The following is a 21,597-nucleotide window of genomic DNA, read 5'->3' as shown; positions in this document are numbered from 1 at the left end:
AACCACCCGACAACAGTGCCGACCGTGATCCGGAGGCGACCGAAGTTCTGAGTCTTTCCGGCACGACGCGTGGCCGCGGATCGTCGCTGTCACGGTGGTGGTCGCGTGTTCGCGAGCATGCCAGGTCGCGGGAGGCGTGGCGGTATCTGCCGCACGCCGGTGCCACCGCGGCGGTGATCGCTGTCGTGATCGCTGTCGTGATCGTGGCATCGGGCCGTGGCGAAGGTAGCGATAAGCTCCTCGCGGCGTCTGACGGTTACGAAACCCGCAGCGCGGCAGAATTTTCCGCTGACATCGATCAGTTGCGGGCCGCCGAGGTCGCCAGTGAACCGGGAACACCGCAAGACATTCCGGTACCGCTCGACGGTGCATCGGGTGACAGCAGTGGCGGCGACCCGATCCCAGGCGAAGGCGGTACGGACGACGCGATTCCGACCTCCGGGGATGTCACCGGCGGACCTGCCCCGGACACCGAAACCAGCACGCCGAGTCCGACCGTCGAGCCCTCGGCACCCCGGTCAAGCTTCTCGATCAGCGCGAGTGCCAGCGCGAGCGCGAGCTTCTCGGCGCAGGTGACAGCGAGACCCGAGGCCCCCACCACGATTACTGTGGTCGTCCCGCCAACCAGCACAAGCATGACTGTCCCTTCGGCGACGCCTCGTCCGTCCCGGACGATCACCGCGACGACGTCGAAGCCCGCACCGCCGACCTCGACGCCGCCCCGATGCACCCCACAGGCGGCGACGAGCCCGAAGAAGACGACCGCACCGTCGACAGCGCAGCCGACCGGCGCGAATCCACCGACCAAGACTCCGCAGTCGTCGGCGACAGTCAAGCCGTCCAGTACGACTGCGAAGCCCTCGGCGACAACGGCCCGCCCATGCGGATAGGTCTGCGCGGGAACATATTTGTGGCACTAGGGGTTCCGGTTCTGGCCATGACGGCCGCAGGGTGCGGCGGTTCAGCGCGAGGCGTCGAGACCGCGTCACCCGGCCCAGGTGACCAGGTGCCGGTGGTCCGGCTCGACGCCGCCGGCCGCACACTGGACCCGCTGGGGGACTGGGCCCGGGAGCGCGCCGGTAGGTACGGCATCCCCGCGCGGGCATTGCAGGCGTACGGCTACGCGACGGTAGTCATGGCGAAGGCGCAGCCGTCGTGTCACCTCGGATGGACCACGCTGGCCGGAATCGCCCGGGTGGAAAGCGATCACGGCCGCTTCGCAGGTGCGAGCACCGCCGCCGACGGTACGGTCCGTCCACCGATCCGCGGCGTCGCGTTGAACGGTACCGGCGGCAACGCGACGATCGTCGACCCGATCGGGACGAGCCGGTCCGGGCACACGGTGTACGCGCGGGCGATGGGACCCTTCCAGTTCATACCGGATACATGGAAGCGGTGGGGCGTGCGCGCCGGAGCGGACTATCAAGCCGTCGCGCATAGTTTGGAGGCCGCGAAACCGATTGCTGCCGAGTCTCTTTCGGGCAGTCCGGACAATATCGACGATGCCGCGCTCACCGCCGGCCGTTATCTGTGCGCGGCGGGCGGTGATCTGGCCGCCGCCTCCGGTTGGCGCCAGGCCGTGCTGGCTTACAACCACTCAACCGTCTATGTCGACCAAGTACGGAGCGCCGCAGCCGGTTACGACAAGTAGCCGAATCCAACGAATGAGGAGATACCAATGAACACCTTCCGCAAGTTCACCGCCGCCGCGTTGCTGGCTTCGGGCCTGGCGGTCAGCGTGACCGGACTCGCCTCCGCCGAGACCACTCCCGCCCAGCCACCGGTGAGCACCGGGTCGGCAACATGGTTGCCGTTGCTGCTGGGGCAGATTCTCTCCGGTAGCGCGGGTCCCGCCAAGCCCGCTCCCGCGGCGAATGCCGTTGCGGGGGAAACCGTGCCGGGCCAGCCGCCGGTGAGCACCGGCTCCGCGCCGGGGCTACCGTTGCTGCTTGGCCAGATTCTGTCCGGCAGCGCCAGCACTCCCAAGCCCACCGGCGCGGAAACCGTTGCGACAGAAAGCGGGTCGGCGTCGGGCTCGTCGCTCGGCGGCGGTGTGTCGGGGACCGGCAACATCGCCGGAGCGCCGTCCACCGGTAGCGCCGGAACCGGCAGTGCTCTGCCGCTGTGTGTGGTGAACCCGACCACGCCGGGCTGCCCGAAGTAACCGAACCGCACTACCTCGCCGATTCGATTCTTTGCCGGCGAATCGGTTTTGAAACAATCCGCCCATCGCCCCGTCATCAGCGGTACCGGTTCGAACGTCCGACCGCTGGTGGCGGGTAGCGAGGGCGACACGGCATATCACTGAATCAGTTTCATCGGGGGATGCTGATCCGATTCCAACGGCCCTACAGATCCAGTCTGTCGCTGCGCGGTGATTCCGCGCAATCCACAATCTCGAGCATTACAAAGGAATAGTCGTGATCGATCATCGGCACGGCACATGGGTGCGTGCTGTCGTTTCGTCGTGCTTACGCACGACTGTATTGATGTTGGCGATCTTGTTGGCGGCCTCGCTGGCGCAGATTCTCGTCGCGCCTTCCGCTGCGGCGAAACCGCCGAAGGGAGTGCCGCGGGATGCGCCGTTGATGTCGTCGGTAGCGGACAAGCCCATTGAGCGACAGCCGGAATCGGCGCAGCCGCCGGCCGACTTCACGCCATTGCTCGGCAAGGCCACGCCTCGTGCGCGCGCCGGTTTCGACCCGAAGACCTCGAAAGAGTCCGGGCGGTCGAAGAATTCAGTGGAGTACACCAATAGCGACGGTTCCCGCTCGATGGTGTTGTCGCAGACACCGGTGAGCGTTCCCGACGGGCGCGGCGGCTGGGCGGCGGCCGATACACGGCTGGTCGAAGACCCGAAGTCGAAGAAGGCAGTGCCGGTACGCGATGGCGTGCACGCCCAATTCGCCGAGTACGCCAACGATTCGGCGCTGCTGCGGATGGACCAATCGGGTGTGCCGGTGTCGATCGCACTGCCCGGCGCGCGGAAAGCGCAGCGCAAGGTCACCGATTCCACCGCCTCCTATTCCGAGGCCCTGCCAGGCACGGATCTGACCTACGCGGTCAAGCCGGATGGGGTCAAGGAGTCGCTGATCCTGAAAAGCGCTGCGGCCATTCATAACGGCAACTGGGTCTTCCGCATGAACCTCGGCGCGCTCACACCGTCGTTGAAGGACAACGCGGTCCTCATCAGTGACAAATCCGGAATCGTGGCGACACTGCCTCCGATCCAGGTATGGGATTCGTCGAACACCGACAGCAAGAAGGCAGCCCGCACCGGTGGCAGCTACGGGCTGAAGAAAGACGGCGACAGCTGGTTGCTGACCGTGTCAGTCGACCGCGGCTGGCTCAGCGACAAGACCCGGGTGTTCCCGGTGACGGTGGACCCGACCTACACCTATGGGTTCGGTGGAGAGGTCGAGTACATCGCCTACTGGAAAGGCAAGTACTCCTGCGCGACCAGCGACGACTGCGGCATCCAGATTGGCAACAACAAGGACCGCGGACAGAACAACCTCTGGCGCACAGCACTTCGCTACGACTTCAGCCGACTAACCGGGAAGTCGATTACAGGCGCTCGGCTGGACCTGCGGCTGATCGGCCGGGTGGACAAGTGGAAGCCGACATCGCAAGCCTCCCTGTATCAGGCGACCACGCCGTTGGGCTATGACGCGCTCGGCCCGAAACTGGCCTCTGCACCGTTCGGGGAGACCGGATCGCTGCAATCGGAGGCGTTCACCAAGTTCGTCGCCGACCGAGTCGTCGCTAAAGACAGCAAAGCCTGGTTCATGCTGGCGGGTACCGAGACCGACGACTTCTCGTATAAGGGCCTGCAAGCCAACCTGATCGTCGATTACGGCACGGCGGCCACCGACGGCGGCGGTTCAGAGGGTGGCGGTGGTTCCACCGCACCCGAAGCCAAGTTGGTCGCTCCGATCGATGGTGCGGTCATCGCCACCGAAACACCCACGCTGCAGGTCGCCGATGCCGGGGAGGGCACGCAGTACTGCTTCAAGGTGTCCACCGGTTTCGACGGTCGTTCGGGCAGCGTCGTGGATTCGGGCTGCGTGGCCAAGCCGGCGTGGACGGTCCCGAAAAAGGTGCTGCACGACGGCGGCCGATACAGCTGGACGGTCGACACCACCACGGGCGGGAAGCTGACCCCGGCCAAATGGGTCGGGCATTTCACCCTCAATCAACGGGTCGGCGAACCGACACCGGCGCCGTCGGACCATCTCGGCCCGGTACAGGTGAATCTGTTCAACGGCAACGCCCACACCGAGGCAACAGGACCTGAATTCCAGTCCGTCGGCGGCCCGTCGGGGGTGAAGTTCGCCTACAACTCCCGGGCGGCAGGACAACCCCGCGGTGTGCGGGCGTCCTATTTCAACGACTCGCGGCATGCGGGAGCCGCCGACGACGTGCCGGTGATGGTGCGTACCGAAGCGCAGGTCAATCTCGACTACGGCAACTTCTGGACCAACAACTCCTGGAAGGAATATCCACTACCCCCGGCGCTCAACAAGGATTGGTTCGTCATCCGGTGGGAAGGCCATTTCAAGGCCCCGGTAACCGGTGACTTCCGATTCGGAGGCACGCATACCGACGGCGCGAAGATCTGGATCAACAACAAACTGGTCTACGACAACCCGAACCGCACCGACGTCGGTGAGGAGTTCCTGCGCGCGAGCGCCAAGCAAGACATGGATGTGTCGCTCACGGCGGGTCAGCGAGTTCCGGTCAAGATCGAGTTGTATCACCGTTCGGCGGAGTCGCCGCGAATGATCCTGTGGGCCAAGAGCACCGAAGGCGCAGATAACAATCGGCGGCACAACTGGGCCCCGCGGATCGTGCCGACCGAATTCCTGTACTCCCAGGACACTCGGCCGCTGCCGGCGGGATGGACACTGTCGGTGCCGGCGAGCAACTACGTCAGCGCCGAAATGCTCGACGCCGCAGTGATTCTCACCGACGGTGCGGGCGGAAAGCACACCTGGGCCAAAACCTCGGTCGGCGGCTACAGCCCGCCACCCGGTGAGGACGGTGTGCTCGCCTTCGACGGCGGCGGCCGCATCACGGTGACCGAGAACGACACCGTGTCGATATTCAACATCGACGGCACGCTCGCGTCGGTGGCATCGGTGCTCGACGCCAAGAAACCGGCTGCGCTGCAATACATCTACAACGGAAGCCCGCCGCGCCTGGCCAAGATCAAGGACCCGGTGTCGGGCCGGGCGCACGAGTTGTTCTACAACACCAACGACAGCGACGACTGCTACGGCGGGATATCCAAACCGCAAGGCGCCGATCCCGCACCGGCACACATGTTGTGCCGGATCCGCTACTGGGACGGCACCGAAACCCGGCTGTGGTACATCGTGGACACCCTCGCGCGGATCGAAAACCCCGGCGCGGATATCAGCGACTACGACTACGTCAACAAGGACGAGGCCAAGAAGAACTTCGATGCCGCGGGCAACGACCCGGAGAAGAAGGACAAGGCAAGGGATCTGGTCGGACCGTTGAAAGCGATCCGCACCGGCTTGGCCTACGACTGGCTCGTCCGGCAGAAGTCGTTCTCCGGCAACACCGAACGGACCCTGATCGAATACGACACATTCTACGAGGCCGACAACCCCGTGGAACCGCGACTGCGGACGGTCCGTGTCACGGCACCGGCGGCCGACGGCCGCGAAAGCCACCAAGCCAAACGACCCGGGCACGAATATCACTACTGGACCGAGTTCCAGGACGCGCGGGGAAGAGCAGCCGAAGTCGACGTAGTCGGGGTGTATCCGGACGGACGCCATGCCCGCCACGTGACCTGGGACGAGGCCGGTCGCGCGCTGACCACCACTGACATCACCGGGGCAACGATCAGCGCCGAGTGGAACGCGAAGGACAAGGCCACGGCCGCAACCGATTCGGCGGGCCGGCGCTCCACCACGGTGTATGACCACGCCGACCGGCCGATCGACCGGTACGGACCGGGACCGGCCTCATGCTTCGACGGCCAGCTGCCGACGCCGGAGTGCGTGGCGACGATGCCACACACGCACATCAATTACGACGAAGGTTTGACCGGATTATCGGCTGCTTACTACGACAACCCGTGGCTATCCGGTGTGCCGAAGGTGCTTGCAACCGGAGTCGGCACCTCTGACGGCACCCTGAACGGTGTCTGGGGCACGAACCCGCCAGTGACCAACTCCGGTGGCTGGTCGGGGCGCTTCACCGGCGAGATCCAGTTTCCCGCAACGGGTTCATACGCGCTCGGACTCACAGCCACCGACGGAGTCCGGTTATGGATCGACGATTTCCGCGTCATCGACAGCTGGACCGACAAGCCCAGCACAGCGGTCAGCGGTTCCTACCGCAACGACGTCGCGGGCAGCCGACATCGGGTCCGAGTCGAGTACTACAACCGCAGCGGCACCACCGGTGCCCTGAACTTCACTTGGACTCCACCGGGTGCGGACGCGGCGGTGACGGTACCCGGTGCGAACCTGGCCCCGCGTTATGGTCTGGCGACGAGTCAGACGGCCGACGATACCTCCGGTGGCGATGTCGAACGGGCTCCGTCCCGGCATGGGGCCAACAGTTATTCCGATGCAGGAGCAGGCATCGACGCGGTGTTGGGCCTTGCGGTGTCACAGACTGTCGACCCGGATGGGCTGAACCTGACCGCCCGCAGCACCTACGAGCGACCCGGTGACGGGTACCTGCGCAAGGCCGCCTCGGCATCGCCTGCCGGTGATATCGCCAAACCCGACACGCGCAACACGACGACCTATTACGGCGATACCGAAACTCGTTCCAACCCATGCGTTTCGCGCTCGCCGGCAGTGAACCAGGCCGGTATGGCCAAACTCGTCACCGGACCCAAACCTGCGAACGGCCCGGCAGCCGTCAGCGAAAGGGTATACGACCTGGCCGGACGCGTCGTCGCCGAACGTATCGGCGACGAAGCGTGGACATGTAGCAACTACGACGATCGTGGGCGAGCCACCAAGAAAAGCTACCCTGCGTCCGGTGAAAAGCCGGCACGGACCGTCAACTACGACTGGGCGGTCGACGGTGACCCGCTGACGACGAAAATGACCGACGACAGCGGAGCGATCACCGTAGTGACCGATCTGCTCGGTCAGGTGATCAACTACACCGATGTCAACGGCGTTACATCATCGTCCACCTATGACGTCGTCGGACGGTTGACCAGTGACACCACCACAATCAAGGGCGTACGAAGCACCGTGTCCTACGCCTGGAACAACGCATCACAGTTGACCAAGGTGGAGGTGGACGGCACCACCGTCGCGACCCCGGCCTACACCGCCGCGTCCGAGCTTGCGAATGTCCTCTACGGCAACGGTTCTCGTCTGGACGCGTTGGCGCGCAACAACGCGGGGCAGCTGACGGCGTTGACATGGAAGACATCCGAATCGACCGTCGTCGACACGGTGACACGCTCACGTAACAACCGTGTCATCGACGACGCGGTCACCATCAACAACGCGACGGTGGCGTCCTACTCCTACGCCTACGACACAGTGGGACGCCTGGTTTCCGCAATCGTGCCACACCACAAGCTCACTTACCGGTTCGACGGAACCGACGGGTGTGGGCCGAGCAAAGTGGCCGGATTGAATTCCAACCGCACTGCTTTCACCGACAGCCTCGACGGTAAACCCGAGAGCACGACTACCTTCTGCTACGACGGCACCGACCGGCTGCTGTCCACCAGTGGTGGCACCACATTATCGTTCACCTACGACGCCCACGGCGACACAGTGAAAGTCGGCGACGACATCCTGGGCTACGACGCCACCAAACGTCACATTTCCACGAAAACCGCTGGGGGGACATCCATCTCCTACACGCGGGATCCCGCCAACCGATTGACTGCCCGGACGGTGACCGGAGCGAAGGAGGCACCGAAGAACGGGACCACCCGCTACTCCTACAGCTCCAAACATGACACCGCGGACCTGGTGCTCGACGAGAGCGGCAATCTGGAACAGCGGATCGTCCCGCTGCCCGGCGGCGTGCTGCTGACGAAGAACTACGACAAGCCGAACAACCCGACCTCGAACTGGTCCTACCCCAACATCCACGGCGATGTACTGTTCACCGCCGACGGCAGCGCCATACGGACCAGTCCGGTCTACCTGTACGACCCCTACGGGCAGAACATCAGCCCGGATAACGGTGTGTTCAGCGACATCCCGATCTCGTCGACCATGGCGGGTGGCATGGACTTCGGGTGGCTGGGCCAGCACGAACGCCCTGTGGAACACCTCGGTGGTCAGCAGGCGATCGAAATGGGCGCTCGCACCTACATGCCAATCCTGGGTCGTTTCCTGCAAGTCGATCCGGTCGCGGGTGGGTCGGCTAACGACTACGACTACGTCAATGGCGACCCGATCAACAGCTTCGACCTCGCCGGCACATCGGCCTGGAGCAAAGCTGTCGATGTCACTACTAAAGCGGCCGAGGTGGTGTCGTATGTACCGGGCCCGATCGGGACGGTAGCCTCCGGGGTCGAGGCAGCCGGGCACCTGGCACAAGGTGACAAGACCGCCGCCGCCGCTGCCGCTGTCGGCATGATCCCGGGCGGCAAGTTGGTCGGTACGGTCGCCAAAGCCGCCGCGAAAGAAGCTCCCGCAGCGGCTAAAGCAGCAAGCAAGGCTGCCTCCAACTCCAGTAAGGGCGCTCCGCCTCCCAACCTTTCACCCCCGGGCGCTGGTCGAAACGGCGCTTTCCGGCAGGCCAAGCGCGATGCCGGGGTTCCGGTGACCCAACAACCCGACAGAGTGCGCGCGAATGTCGACAAGCAGGATAGAGTCCAGCCAGGGAGGAATTATGACTACACTGTGCCAGCTCCAGGCGGCGGGACACGGCAGGTGACTATCCGCGATGATGCTGGAGGGCACGTGTTCAAGGACGACCCGGTTCAGAATCGAGGCCCGCACTTCAATGGCCCGGCCAACAATTCGCATTATGACTACTAGGCCCTATCGGGTTACCCGAGACGCAGCGCGAGGTTGGCCGCTTTTCGCTGACCAGGAATTCTCCGCAGATATCGGGGTTCTGTCGGTGGATGCTACCCGGCAGCCGAGGGAGGACATGTCGGACGCGGTGACGGACGCGGCTCGGCTGCTGGGTACCGGGCTCGGCGCAGTCCCTGGAATCAGCGGGCCAGCACTGCGGTTGATGGCCGTGGGTAGGCCGGTATCACGTAAGAGCAGGCTCGCGGTCTATCTCGCACATCGCGATCGTTTCTGGGGAGCGCTCGAACGAGATGGCGTCGAAGTTCCACAGGGCACACGCATCGACTGTGAAATCGAGGGTCAGGAGGACGAGCTTCGATACGGTGGATCGATCGAATTGGCCTCACCGGCGGATCTTCCGGCTGCGCTCGAGATCACGCGTACCGGCAGCGCGGTGGTGCTCGGGCAGTTCGAACGGTATGAGATGTCGGATTGGGATTCCTTTCGGATCGAAGATGTGCCCGAGCCGAAGGAATCTCGCCAATTCCTACGGGGCGCAGTAGGCCGGGCGGTCGGTGAGATGTTCGTCGTCCGGTCCTACGGTTGGTTCGACGACGTCTATGTCGGTTCGGAGGTCTTCGCCGAAAGTCGCGTCCTCGACCGCATCGAATCCGCAGTCGCTGCGCTGACGTAGCCCACGGAGCGTCGTCAGTTATCGGCACACTGAGGCCCGACGAGCTGGCCCTCCGCCTCGTCGGGCCTTGTCGTGTGCATCTTCCCGTAACTCGGCATGGTTCGATTGGGCAGAGGAATTGCGGGGACCACTGGCCGATTTGTCGTGGACCAAACGTGGACCGGGGTCTGATGGTCGAGGTGGATTGTGGACCGATCACGCACCGCCCAAGAACTGAGCTCCGGCGGGATCGAAGAACGCGGCGAAGGGATATGGAGGTCGTTGGCGTGGGCCGGATTCCGCTTCTCGTGGTCGACGAGGTGGGGTATATCCCGTTCGAGTCCGAGGCTGCGAACCTGTTCTTTCAGCTGGCCTCGTCCCGGTATGAACGGGCAAGTTTGATCGTCACGAGCAACAAGCCGTTCGGTCGTTGGGGAGAGGTGTTCGGCGATGATGTCGTCGCCGCGGCGATGATCGACCGGCTGGTCCACCCTGCCGAGGTCATCTCTCGAGGGCGATAGCTACCGCCTCGAGCAAGCGACCTCGGTCGTGTCCCCGCCGCCAAGACCAACACCTGACCTATAACGCGCGATATGCGACATTACCGCGCACTCGCTCTGGCTCGAGTCAGCTTGGAGGGTGCCCCGAAGGATCCGCCGTGATCGTGCCCGGTGATCAGTTGCCTTTGCTGCGTTCGATGATGCTGTGCGCCAATTTCTCCCAATCCTCGGCGGACTCGCCTTCTCGAGTACACCGTGTTCGGCACGCAATTACTCGCGAGATAGCTGACGCGCCGCGGAAGAAGCGCTTCGGGACACCGCATTGACACGGGCACGCCGCGCCTCGGCCACAGTGGCCATCAGGCTTCGCGAAGCCGTGCGCGGCAGCCGGGCATAGTGTGCCTCGTAGTCGGCCCGCACCTCCTATATGCAGGCGTCAAGCTTTATAGTCGAAGTCGTCGGCAAGCGCGGGAGCGCTCGCGGCACCGCCGACTGGTCCGGCGACGATGACGGTGCCCACAGCCGGTCTTCCTATCGATCCGCCAACGGCCACGATTGCCTTCCGCGTCTCGGGTAGCAGTGACCCATGCGGAGGATCACGGTAACAGTGCAGGGGAATCTGGCCTGCGTAGTACCTTCTCTCAGCGGGTGGAGACGCCTGGTGGGCGGGTCTGGCGTTCGAGGGTGAAGACGAATGATTCGTAGTGACCGCCGATTCCGTGCTCGAGGCCGATCTCGCAGGTGCGGTTGTTGCAGAGGTAGGCGTCGAAGTTCTGGTCGGCGAGTTCGTCGGCTTCGTCGCGGGTGGCTGCTTCGGTGAGTTCGGGGTGGAGGAAGCCGCGGTCACCGGCGAAGGCGCAGCAGGTGGCCTGTTGTGGCACGACGACCTCGGTGGCGAGGGCGGCTGCGATTTCGGCGAGTGTGCCGTCGATGCCGAGGTGGCGGGTGGAGCAGGTGGGGTGCATCGCGACGCGGCCGAGTTTCGCGCCGACGGTGAGCTTGGGTAACAGCTTGTGCTGGGTCCAGGTGGTGGCGTCCATGATTGTCATCGCTGCACGATGTGCGGCGTTCTCGGTGGTCAGGTAGTCGGTGATCTCGTCGAGTACGCCCAGAGTGCAGGAGGCGGCGTCGATGACGACCGGCAGAGTACCGGAATCGCTCCAACGCCACAGGTTTTCGATGATCAGGTTGGCCATGTAGGTGTTGCCGTCGTGGTAGCCCTTGGAGTGCCAGACCGTGGCGCAGCAGCTGCCGCGTACGTCGTCGGGGATCCACAGCGGCAGGCCCGCACGGGCGGAGAGCGCGACCAGGGCTTCGGGCAGACTCAGGTCCCGTCGATCCTGTTGTCCGCGACCGAAGATGCGATTGATGCACGCCGGGAAGTAGACCGCCGCAGCACCGTCGCGCTCGGTCCGCGGCAGGCGTGCGGGGGCTGCGGCGGGCATCTCACGCAGCCAGCCCGGCATCAGCTCGGTGCTCACGACCCGGCGGAGCAGACCGGTGATGACCGTCATCACGGTGGCGCCCAGCAGATGACCGCCGCGCACCGCCACCCTGGCCAGCCGCTCGATCAGACCCCATCGCCGCGCCGCCAGCAGCCACGCTTTCTCTTCTCGCGCAGTGTGTTCGGTGTGGCGCAAGGCTTTCATCATCGTGCCGGTGTCGATGTCGACCGGGCAGGCGATCGAGCAGCTGCCGTCTCCGGCGCAGGTTTCCACCGCGTCGTATTCGTATTGCTCGAGCAGCGTGCGACGTAGCGGTGTATCGCCGCCTTGGCGCGCTATCTCCCGGCGCACGACGATGCGTTGGCGCGGGGTGGTGGTGAGGTGGCGGCTGGGGCAGACGTGTTCGCAGAAACCACATTCGATGCAGTGCTCGATGGTGTCTTCCACCTGGGGCATCGATTGCAGGTGTTGCAGATGCGAGGTGGGGTTGCGGGTGAGCATGACGTCGGGGGCGAGCACCCCGTGCGGGTCGAACAGTTGCTTGATCCGCCACATGAGATCTGTGGCCTTATCGCCCCATTCGATCGGCACGAACGGCGCCATATTGCGGCCGCTGCCGTGCTCGGCCTTCAACGAGCCGTCGTACCTTCCGGTGATGAGCTCGACCAGCTCGTCCATGAACTTCGCGTAGTTGTTCTTACCCTCGTCGGTGGCGAAGTCGGCCATCAGGCAGAAGTGGAAGTTGCCCGCCGAGGCATGTCCCTGCAGGGACGGGTCGTAGCCGTGCGTGTCGAGCAGTGCGGCAAGGTCTTTCGCGGCCTCGGCGACCCGAGCGGGCGGTACGCAGACATCTTCACCGATCATCGTGGCGCCGACGGGGCGTTGCATGCCCACCAAACCGCCGAGCGCCTCCCGGATCTGCCAGTAGCGGCCGATCTGGGCTCGGTCGCGGGTGAAGTGGCCTGGTTCGGTGAGTACACATTCGGCCAGCACCGATTCCATCACCGGCAGTGCGGCATCCAGTGCGGCCTCGTCGGTGGCTCGCACCTCGACCAGCAATGCCGCCGAGCCCGAATGCAGTTCGGCCCAGGCCGGATTCGCCGCCGGTAGCTGCGCGCAGGCACGCAGGGTGCGTCCGTCGAGCAGTTCGGCGACTTGGGCGCCGGCCGCGGTGAACTTCGGCACCGCTTCGGCGGCGTGCGCGAGGGTGTCGAACAGCAGAAACGCGTCCGCCCGGGCGGGGAGCAGTGGCACCGTGTCGAACACGGCCTCCGCGACGAATCCCAGTGTGCCTTGGGAACACACCATCAGCCGGGTGAGGATTTGTGCCGGTGTCGCACCGATCAGGAAGCCGTCGAGCCGATACCCGCTGGCGTTCTTGATGGCGAACTTGCCTCGGATGCGGTCGGCGAGTTCGGTGTCGGCCTCGATCTCGGCTTTGATCCGCAGCAGTCCCGCGGCCAGTTCCGGTTCGGTGGCCGCGAGCACCTCCTCGGCATCGTCGGCGCCGGTGTCGAGGATCGTCCCCGAGGGCAGCACCACCGTCACCGAACGCAAGGTGGCCGAGGCGGTTTGGGCGACGCCCGCCGCGAAACCGGAGGAGTTGTTGGCGATCACGCCACCCACCGTGCACGCATGAGCGCTGGCCGGGTCGGGGCCCAACCGGGTGCCGCGCCGAGCGAGGTTCGCGTTGGCCATGGCAAGGATGGTGCCCGGGCGCACCCGCACCCGCTGTCCCTGATCCTCGACGATCGTGCCGGCCCAGCCACGGCGCACATCGACGAGGATGTCGTCCCCGGCCGCCTGACCGTTCGGGCTGGTGCCCGCCGCCCGGAAGGTCACCGTGTGCCCGCGCTCGCGGGCGTACCCCAGCACCGCGGCGATCTCCTGCGGTGTCTGCGGATTCACCACCACCTTCGGAATCAACCGATACGGGCTGTAATCACTGGCATACCGCACCAGATCCAGTGCGCGCGCGTGCACTTTGTCCGCGCCGAGCAAGGACTCCATATCGGCCTGCAACAACGCCGGAGAGCCCCCGGCCAACTCCTTCGGTGCGGCGTCGGCACAGCCACTGCGAGCATCCAGCAGCGCAGGCGCATGCAGAAATGGTTGCCACAACTTCACGGTCAGCTCCCTTCGATCCAACGAACCGGACAACGAATGGCGAGCATGGAGGGCGAAGACGACGAATGGTCCCTACGATCGGGATCAGTATTCGACGGTGAGCTGGCAGCGGCTGAACTTTGTTGTTTCGACCTGGTCGATGAAGGCGGCGGCGTAGTCCTCGACGCTGATGCGGGTGCTGCAGTCAGCGTTGACGAGCAGATGCTCGCCGACGTGGTAGCAGCCCGTACGGCCGCGGTCGGCGAACGGGTATCCGGGCGGGGAAAGATAGATCCAGTCCAGGTCGTCGACCTGCTGGTACACCGCGAGGGCGCGCGCTGCCGCAGTGGCCACGTCGCGGAATTCGGGTGCCAGGCCGGGGCTGTCGATCATTCGGAGTCCAGGTTCGACCTCGAGAGTGCCGGAGTCGCCGACGCAGACCAGACGATGGACTCCGGCGGCGCGTAGCCCGTCGATGAGGCCTCGGGCCGCGGCGACGGTGGGCGACGGTTCTTCGGTGCCGTCGGAGGAGGTTCGGATTGCCGAGGCGACCGCATCGTGGCCGACGGCGAGTCCTGCGACTGTCCGAGAGTCGGCCGCGTCGCCGGTCACGACGGTGATCCGCGGATCGAGTGCGGTGTCGGTGGTTCCGGTTCGGGTGGCGGCGGTGATCTGGTGGCCGCGTGTCAGCCCTTCCGCGGCGATGGCAGCTCCGATATGGCCGGTCCCACCGAAAAGTAGGATACGCATGGTGTTCCCCTCGAATTCAGTTGCGGTGTAGTGGTATTCAGCTGGACGTGGGGCGTCGGTGACCTGTGCCTGGGATCTGCGGCTCGAGCGGCTTCTCGCGACGGAAGGGCTGGTCAGTCGAGCGGGATGCTGAGTTTGTGGTGGAACAGGTTGCCGGGGTCGTACTTGTTTTTGACCGCCTTCAGTTGCGGTAGGTGTCGGCCGTAATAGCTGTCGAACATGTCACGGCCTCGGTCGCCTTCGGCGTAGTCGTCGTCGCCGATGTAGCCGCCGGTGGTGTACGGATAGAAGATCTCGTAGGCCTGGTTGAGCCATTCGTCGTACTGTTTGCCTGTTTCGGCCATCGCGGCGGTGTCACCGGCGTCGTCGAGAAGCACCGCCGAGGACATGCCCATCAGCCAGGGGCAGCCGCGGTTCTTGATGGCGGTGGCCTCGACCGGGAGGGAGCCCGGACGCCGGGTCCAGCCCCAACAGCTGGATCCGGAGTCCGTCCGGCGGTTGGGTGATGGCAAGCTCGGCAAGGGTTTCGATGAATTCGTCGGTGAACGGTTCTGGCACGAATCCGGCCTTGATCTTCATGTAGCGCAGGTGTTCTCGGCGTTCGCGACGGACATCGGTGAGGTCGGGGTAGTACGGTGCGGAGGTGTCCTCGAGGCCTTGGACCCGCATGGTCTCGAGGTAGTCGGCCGGACGGATATCGAATTCATCAGTGGGGGGCAGCTTTTCGCGCATATCCGCGACGAGCGCGTCGCGTTCGGCCGCGGTTTCGGTGGCCAGTGAACCCAGGATCTGCAAGCGTTCGCGCCAGATGACGATCATGGGATCGAACGTCAGCGGCGCGTTGAGCGAGTACTCCTGCATCGCGGTGAACGTGGACACGAACGACGCGGCGTCGGTCAGCGGGTATTTGATGAAGAAGTTCGCGGGGGCGGCGGGGGCCTTGTTCAATTGGACGGTGAGGCTGGTGATGACGCCGAATGATCCGGTGCCGCTGCCGCGGATCGCCCAGAACAGATCGGAGTTGGTGTGCTCGTCGACGACGACCGCGGTCCCGTCGGCCAGCACCATCTCCGCGCGGAGCAGGCGATCGGTGAGAATGCCGTAGGTGCGTGAGTAGTGGCCGTAGCCGCCGCACTGGATTTGACCGCCCATACCGACGGCGATGCATTCGCCGGTGGGCAGCATGAGTCCGCCTTGTTCGAAGGCCGCCACCATCAGATTGCCGGTGAGGGTGCCGCCGCCGACGGTCGCGGTCTGCGCGTCGCGGTCGATGGTGATGTCGTTCATCTCGACCATGTCGATCACCACCGCGGCACCGTCTCGGCCGCCGAGGCTGGCGCCTTCGAAGGAATGCCCGCCCGAGCGGATGGCCAATTGCGTGACTCCCGCCTCGCGAGCGCAGCGAATGATTTCCTGCACCTCCGCGGTCGAACGTGGGGCCACCACGCCGACCGGCTGCACCTGTGCCAGATAGTTCCAGGTCGCGGTGGCCTCATCGAAGGTCGCGTCCTGCGGGAACGACGCCGGGGTCGAGGGCAGTCGATCGCGCACCAAATCCTGAAAACTCCGCTGCACAGCAGGCCGGTGCCCGGGGCGCAGCTTTGCGATGTCGGTCATAGCTACCTCCTGTGGATTTACATCAAATTTAATGTAATATCTAAAGTAGCTGAGCGATTGCGAAAAGGAGATGTGATCATGGTCGCGCCTGGCGAGTCGGAAAATACCGAACAGACGAGCAGGTGGGGAGCTGATGAGATGAGGGCGTGGTGGTCTTTTGTGTTCACCAGTCGATTACTGTTCGACCGGCTCGATGTCGACCTTAGGCGTGGGCACGGACTGACACTGGACGAATACGGCATTTTGGTCGCGTTGGAAGCGGCACCTGATGCCCGCGTGCGGATGAACGACCTGGCCGAGGCGGCCCTGCATTCCCAGAGCAGGCTGTCCCAACAGATCAAGCGCATGCAGGCTCGGGGCCTGGTCGACCGGCAGCGCGCGGCGACCGACAAACGAGGCGTCGAGGTCATGCTCACCGAGACCGGCCGCGAACTGTTGCTCGCGGTCACCCCCGCGCACATCGACCGGGTACGTCGCTACTTCCTGCAACACCTGAGCACCCACGACCGCGTCGCCCTGGCCGCGAGCCTGCGACCGGCGCTCAACTCGTTGGCGACCTCGCCGACCTTGATTCGCATGCTCGAGCCAGTCCTGTCCGACTAGCCACCTACGACGATTCCCGCCACTGTCTCGACCGACCGAGAAAGGAACGACATGACGAACTTCGCGGATTACACCGAACTGGAAGACAAGGCACGCACCACGATGGCAGCCGACACCTGGTCGTATGTCTCCCACGGAGCGGGCGATGAATTCACCCAAGCCAACAACGTGGCCGCCTTCCGCAAACTCGGTGTTCTGCCCCGCATGCTGCGCGCAAGCGAACACCGTGATCTCTCCGTCGAGCTGTGCGGCATCCCCCTGCCGACGCCGCTGTTCCTGGCTCCGGTCGGCGTGATCGGGTTGTGCGATCCACAGGGGCACGGTGAGATCGCTACCGCTCAGGCCGCCGCCCGCACCGGAATACCCATGATGGCCTCCACCATGGCCGTCGACCCACTCGAAACCGTCGCCACACATCTCGGCGACACCCCCGGCATCTTCCAGCTCTACACCCCGACCGATCGCGACCTGGCACAAAGCCTGGTGCACCGCGCCGAAACCGCTGGTTTCCGAGCACTGGTGGTAACCCTGGACTGCTGGCACACCGGCTGGCGACCCCGCGACCCCTCGCTGACCAACTCACCCCGGCTACGCAGCGAGTGCCTGGCCAACTATCTCACCGATCCGGTGTTCCCGAAGCTGCTGCCGACCTCGCCCACCGAAGATCCCTCGGCCGCGATGGACACCTGGAACTCGATCTTCGGTAACCGCCTCACCTGGGACGACCTATCTTGGCTCCGCTCGCTCACCGATCTGCCGTTGATACTCAAGGGAATCGGTCACCCCGATGACGTCCGGCGCGCCAAAGACGCAGGCGTGGACGCCGTCTACTGCTCCAATCACGGTGGCAGGCAAGCAAACGGCGGGCTGGCCGCCATCGATCTGTTGCCCGCTGTGGTCACCGCCGCCGACGGAATGCCGGTCCTGTTCGACTCCGGAATCCGCTCCGGCGCCGACATCGTCAAGGCCCTCGCCCTCGGCGCGACCGCAGTCGGTATCGGCCGCCCCTACATCTACGGCCTCGCCTGCGGCGGCTCCGACGGCATCGTCAACGTCCTCGACGCGCTCCTGCAAGAAACAGACCTGCTCATGGGCCTCGACGGCTACCCGGCCATCGCCGACCTCACCCCCGCGGCGATCCTGCCCACCGGATAGCTCGCTGCTCAGCGCTTGCCGAAGGTGGCCCCGAAGACCTGAGGAGTATGTGTGCTGTCGTTGAGTACGCCGACACCTGAAGGCGTGCGACATTCGGTCACAGTCGACCTCCGATAGTGGCTGGTACCGAGCTTCGCCTATAGCCGCGGCGTCCGAGTCGTGCACGAGCACCCGCCGACCTTGTCGGCGGGGCGGGTATCGGCCTGCCCGCCAGTGGCCTCGGGCTATTCGAGGGGGATGCTCATCTTGTGGTGCAGCAGGTTGTCCGGATCGTATTTGCGTTTGATCTGTTTGAGCCGGGGCAGGTGTTCGCCGTAATAGGCCTCGAACAAGTCGCGGCCGCGGTCGCCTTCCATGAGGTCGTCGTCACCGATGTACGGGCCAACAGAGTAGGGATGGAACAGCTCGTAGGCGTGGTCCTCCCATTCGCGATAGCGGCGATCGCCCTCGGCACGCAGCTCCTCGACGGTCATGTCGCCGAGATCGATGTCGGTGCCGAAACCCGAAAGCCAAGTGCAGCCACGGTTTTTGATAGCACAGTCAGCCACGGGTGGTTCGACGTCCGGGTTGAGCAGGCAGAACTGCACCCGATTGCCGGGCTGCTGGCGCTTCAGCAAATCAGCGAATTCGTGAATCAGACTCTCCGACAGCGGATTCGGCAGGAAACCGGCCCGGATCTTCTGATAGCGAGGATGGGTATTGGCTTCACGGGTGACGGTGCTCGCATCGACCAGCCAGTGCGCGGAGGTCTGTTCTTCGCTTTGGCGTTCGAGTACTTGCAGGAAGGTCATCGGTTCGGTCTCGGGGGTTTCGGTGGGGGTCGGCAGTTTCGCGCGCATGTCGGCGATGAGCGCGTCGCGTTGTTCGGGAGTGTCGGTGAACAGTCCGCCCGACAGTTCGATCATGCCGCGCCAGGCGACCAGGATCGGGCTGAACGTGACCGGTGAGTCCAGGCAGTAGCGTTGTACCTCGATGAGGGTTCGGGCGACGTCGACCTCATCGAAGTGCCAGCGAAAGGTGAAGTTGGCCGGTGCTTTCGGTGCGTCGTTGGCCCGCAGGCGCATTCGGGTGATGATCCCGAACGACCCGGTCCCCGAACCGCGCAGCGCCCAGAACAGATCGGGATGCTCGACGGTGTTGGCGGTGCGTACTTCGCCGTCCATGGTCACGACCTCGAACTCGAGGGCCTGATCGGTGAGGTTGCCAAAGGTGCGCAGGCAACGCCCGTAACCACCGGCGGTGACCTGGCCGCCGAGCCCGACATTGAGACAGTCTCCCGTCGGTACCGACAGTTGGTGTTCGAAGGCTTTCGAATGCAGGATTCCGGTCAGCACCGCGGGCTCGGCGGTAACGACCTTCGCCTGCGGGTCGACGCTGATGGCGCGCATTTTCACCAGGTCGATCACCAGCGCATGGCTGTCGGGTCCGCCCAGTCCGTTGCCTTCGATCGAATGTCCGCCCGAACGGATCGCCAGCTGGGTCACCCCGGCCGCTCGTGCGGCCCGAACGACTGCTTGGACCTGCGCGGTATTGCTCGGTTGCACCAGCCCGAGGGGGCGGGCCTGGGTGCGTACATTCCAGGTTGCCCGCGCCTTGTCGTAGTCGGGATCGCCTTGGAAACTCATCGTGACATCGGGAAGTGCCGCCCGTAGTCGTGCTGCCATATCGCTCACGAAACTAGCCTCCCGTGCCTCGTCGATCCGCTGACCCCCTCGAACCAACCCTAAACAGGCTGGTTCGAATCCAGCGCGAACCGCGACGGCTCGGCGTGCTCTCAACCGCAAAGAAGCTTGCGAATCTTGTCAGGCAGCGGGGGTGGGCTCATATTCGCTCTATTTTCTTCCGTAAGCAACACGCCGAGCCGTAATCTGCTGAGGTGCGGCAGCGAATTGAGATTAGGCTACCGGCAAGCGAATATTTCCGTCAGGTTATCCGGCAGCATTCCGGACGCAAGGCAATCCCTGGTGGCGACGCCGTCGTCGGCACGACCAGCGCAGAGTTGTGGGACGAGGGTGCGGCGTGGGCTCGATGAATGGACTGCTTCGACACCGATGCCAGGAGGGTGGTTGCGTGTGAAAACGGTTCGGGATCAGGTGCGGCAATTTCTTGCCGAGACGGGAAATTCGGTGGTGTTCGGGAATCCCGGTTCGACCGAGCTGCCGTTTTTCACCGAATGGCCCGGCGATGTGCGGTGGGTGATGGCATTGCAGGAGGCGTCGGCGGTGGCGATGGCCGACGGCTACGCCCAAGCCAGCGGCGGACCATCCTATGTCACGCTGCATTCGGCGGCGGGACTGGGAAATGGTTTGTGCGCGGTGTATTCGGCCGCCCGCAACTTCAGCCCGGTCGTGATATTAACCGGTCAACAGGCGCGCGAATTGCTGCCGTTCGATCCCTATCTGTTCGCTCAGCAGCCGACCGAGTTTCCGCAACCGTATGTCAAATGGGCCATCGAACCCGCACGGGCCCAGGATGTTCCGTTGGCGATCGACCGCGCCCGCCATATCGCCATGCAACGTCCGGCCGGGCCGGTGTTCGTCTCCATCCCCATGGACGATTGGGATGTGGCCACCGAAGCGGTGTCGGTCCGTCACGTCGGTGACCGATTCACCGGCGCGGCCGACGAATTCGACCGAGCGGCGGCGAAATTGGTTGCCGCCCAACGCCCGGTGCTGGTCGTCGGTCCCGAAGTGGACCGCGACGGCGCCTGGGAGCAGGCCATCGGCTTGGCCGAGCGAACCGGCGCGACGGTCTGGATCAGCCCGCACGCCAACCGAATCGGCTTTCCGGAGAACCATCCGGCCTTCCGCGGTCAGCTCATACCCGCGAGCCATCAAATCCGAAAGGCCCTGCACGACGCCGATCTCGTCGTAGTCCTCGGCGCTCCGGTGTTCACCTATCACATCGTCGGACAAGGCCCCTGCCTACCAGCGGGAACCGAATTGATCCAACTCAGCGAAGACCCGACCGCGCTGGCCCGCGCCCAAACCGGCACCGGTATCCGCACCTGCCTGCGGGAAGGCATCACCGAGCTGCTACAACGGCTACCCGAAGCCGCGAGTCCCCCTCGCCCCGAGCCGATAACGCACGAGACCCCGGCACCGAGCGCACCGCCGACCGGTGAATACGTCCTGCACCTGCTCGGCGAGATACTGCCCGCCGACACCATTCTCGTCGAGGAGACACCGACCTTCCGAGAGATACGCAACCGCTACCTGCCCGTCCGCCGAGCCCACGGCTACTACAACACCGGCGCCGGCGGGCTGGGCTGGGCGCTACCCGCCTCGATGGGAATCGCCCTCGCCGACCCGACGGCCACCGTGGTGTGCCTCATCGGCGACGGCGCGATGCAGTACTCGATCCAATCACTGTGGACCGCAGCACAATCGGGTATCCGCCTGATCGTGATCGTGCTCAACAACGGCGGCTACGGCGCGATGAAGGATCTCGCCGCGCAATTAGGCGCCTCCGACCCCCCGTCGTTCGACCTGCCCGGCCTCGATCTTGCCACCCTCGCCCGCGGCTACGGCTGTACCGCCACCCGTCCGACCACTCCCGAACAGATCCGCCAGAGCGTCCGCCAGGCCCTGCAAGAGCAGACCACCACGGTCATCGACGTCCCCGTCGCCGCCCTCACCAGCGACCTCTACTGACACCAGGCTCCCACCACAAGACGGCACCGCAGCTGGCGATTGCTCCATCGAGGTGGTCGCTTTCCGCTACGAAGCCCAGCTGCCTCACGCACAACATTCGGTTCT

Annotated in this window: 13 protein-coding genes and 1 pseudogene; 8 read left to right on the top strand and 6 right to left on the bottom strand. The window is 64.7% G+C overall.

Features of this window, described 5'->3' with window-relative positions; genetic code table 11:
- Window positions 1–298 precede the first annotated feature (298 nt).
- Entirely contained in the window at window positions 299–835 is a 537-nt protein-coding gene (locus NP4_RS41545; RefSeq protein WP_169813658.1) for a hypothetical protein, read from the bottom strand.
- 171 nt (window positions 836–1,006) lie between these two features.
- Here NP4_RS41545 and NP4_RS06805 point away from each other — a divergent pair, with 171 nt between their 5' ends.
- The 5 genes and pseudogenes from NP4_RS06805 to NP4_RS06785 all read left to right on the top strand — a co-directional run.
- Window positions 1,007–1,651 carry a lytic transglycosylase domain-containing protein gene (locus NP4_RS06805; RefSeq protein ID WP_245997251.1) on the top strand — a complete coding sequence of 215 codons (645 nt, stop codon included), beginning with the start codon at window positions 1,007–1,009 and terminating at the stop codon, window positions 1,649–1,651.
- 27 nt (window positions 1,652–1,678) lie between these two features.
- On the top strand, window positions 1,679–2,164 hold the full coding sequence (locus tag NP4_RS06800) for a hypothetical protein (RefSeq protein ID WP_067993516.1): 486 nt from the start codon (window positions 1,679–1,681) through the stop codon (window positions 2,162–2,164).
- Between the two features lie 256 nt (window positions 2,165–2,420).
- Entirely contained in the window at window positions 2,421–9,011 is a 6,591-nt protein-coding gene (locus NP4_RS06795) for a PA14 domain-containing protein (protein WP_147287877.1), read from the top strand.
- Window positions 8,977–9,684 carry a hypothetical protein gene (locus NP4_RS06790; RefSeq protein WP_169813675.1) on the top strand — a complete coding sequence of 236 codons (708 nt, stop codon included), beginning with the start codon at window positions 8,977–8,979 and terminating at the stop codon, window positions 9,682–9,684. The genes NP4_RS06795 and NP4_RS06790 overlap by 35 nt, the downstream gene beginning before the upstream one ends.
- Before the next feature lie 272 nt (window positions 9,685–9,956).
- Window positions 9,957–10,241 (top strand): annotated as a pseudogene (locus NP4_RS06785) (ATP-binding protein); the annotation flags it as partial.
- A gap of 563 nt (window positions 10,242–10,804) precedes the next feature.
- Here the strand turns inward: NP4_RS06785 and NP4_RS06780 are convergent.
- The 4 genes from NP4_RS06780 to NP4_RS06770 all read right to left on the bottom strand — a co-directional run bounded on the left by NP4_RS06780 (window position 10,805) and on the right by NP4_RS06770 (window position 16,081).
- Window positions 10,805–13,735 (bottom strand): FAD-binding and (Fe-S)-binding domain-containing protein, encoded by a 2,931-nt coding sequence (locus tag NP4_RS06780; protein WP_147287875.1) that lies wholly within the window; start codon window positions 13,733–13,735, stop codon window positions 10,805–10,807.
- An 84-nt stretch (window positions 13,736–13,819) separates the two neighbouring features.
- Window positions 13,820–14,464, bottom strand: a complete 645-nt coding sequence (locus NP4_RS06775) for an NAD(P)-dependent oxidoreductase (protein ID WP_067993498.1) — start codon at window positions 14,462–14,464, stop codon at window positions 13,820–13,822.
- Window positions 14,465–14,577: 113 nt separating this feature from the next.
- Window positions 14,578–14,853: a BBE domain-containing protein gene (locus NP4_RS39720; protein WP_169813674.1), complete on the bottom strand. Its 276-nt coding sequence runs from the start codon at window positions 14,851–14,853 to the stop codon at window positions 14,578–14,580.
- Window positions 14,819–16,081 carry an FAD-binding oxidoreductase gene (locus NP4_RS06770; RefSeq protein ID WP_082875618.1) on the bottom strand — a complete coding sequence of 421 codons (1,263 nt, stop codon included), beginning with the start codon at window positions 16,079–16,081 and terminating at the stop codon, window positions 14,819–14,821. Before NP4_RS06770 ends, NP4_RS39720 begins: the two co-directional genes overlap by 35 nt.
- Window positions 16,082–16,159: 78 nt before the next feature.
- Between NP4_RS06770 and NP4_RS41540 the strand changes: the two genes are divergently transcribed.
- Together NP4_RS41540 and NP4_RS06760 are read left to right on the top strand one after the other, a co-directional pair.
- On the top strand, window positions 16,160–16,684 hold the full coding sequence (locus NP4_RS41540; protein ID WP_067993780.1) for a MarR family winged helix-turn-helix transcriptional regulator: 525 nt from the start codon (window positions 16,160–16,162) through the stop codon (window positions 16,682–16,684).
- A gap of 51 nt (window positions 16,685–16,735) precedes the next feature.
- Window positions 16,736–17,839, top strand: coding sequence for an alpha-hydroxy-acid oxidizing protein (locus NP4_RS06760; RefSeq protein ID WP_067993496.1), 1,104 nt, complete (start codon window positions 16,736–16,738; stop codon window positions 17,837–17,839).
- Window positions 17,840–18,063: 224 nt separating this feature from the next.
- On the opposite strand, the gene NP4_RS06755 is transcribed toward NP4_RS06760, so the two are convergent.
- The gene (locus NP4_RS06755) at window positions 18,064–19,617 is read right to left on the bottom strand and encodes an FAD-binding oxidoreductase (RefSeq protein ID WP_147287874.1); all 1,554 of its coding nucleotides are present in this window, start codon (window positions 19,615–19,617) and stop codon (window positions 18,064–18,066) included.
- Window positions 19,618–19,911: 294 nt separating this feature from the next.
- On the opposite strand from NP4_RS06755, the gene mdlC reads away from it, so the two are divergent.
- The gene (gene mdlC / locus NP4_RS06750) at window positions 19,912–21,492 is read left to right on the top strand and encodes a benzoylformate decarboxylase (protein ID WP_067993493.1); all 1,581 of its coding nucleotides are present in this window, start codon (window positions 19,912–19,914) and stop codon (window positions 21,490–21,492) included.
- Window positions 21,493–21,597: the final 105 nt, after the last annotated feature.

The organism is Nocardia pseudobrasiliensis NBRC 108224, assembly GCF_001613105.1.
GTDB classification, from domain to species: Bacteria; Actinomycetota; Actinomycetes; order Mycobacteriales; family Mycobacteriaceae; genus Nocardia; species Nocardia pseudobrasiliensis.
Note: the sequence above shows the minus strand (reverse complement) of the source record. Positions and strands in the feature narration are given on the sequence as shown.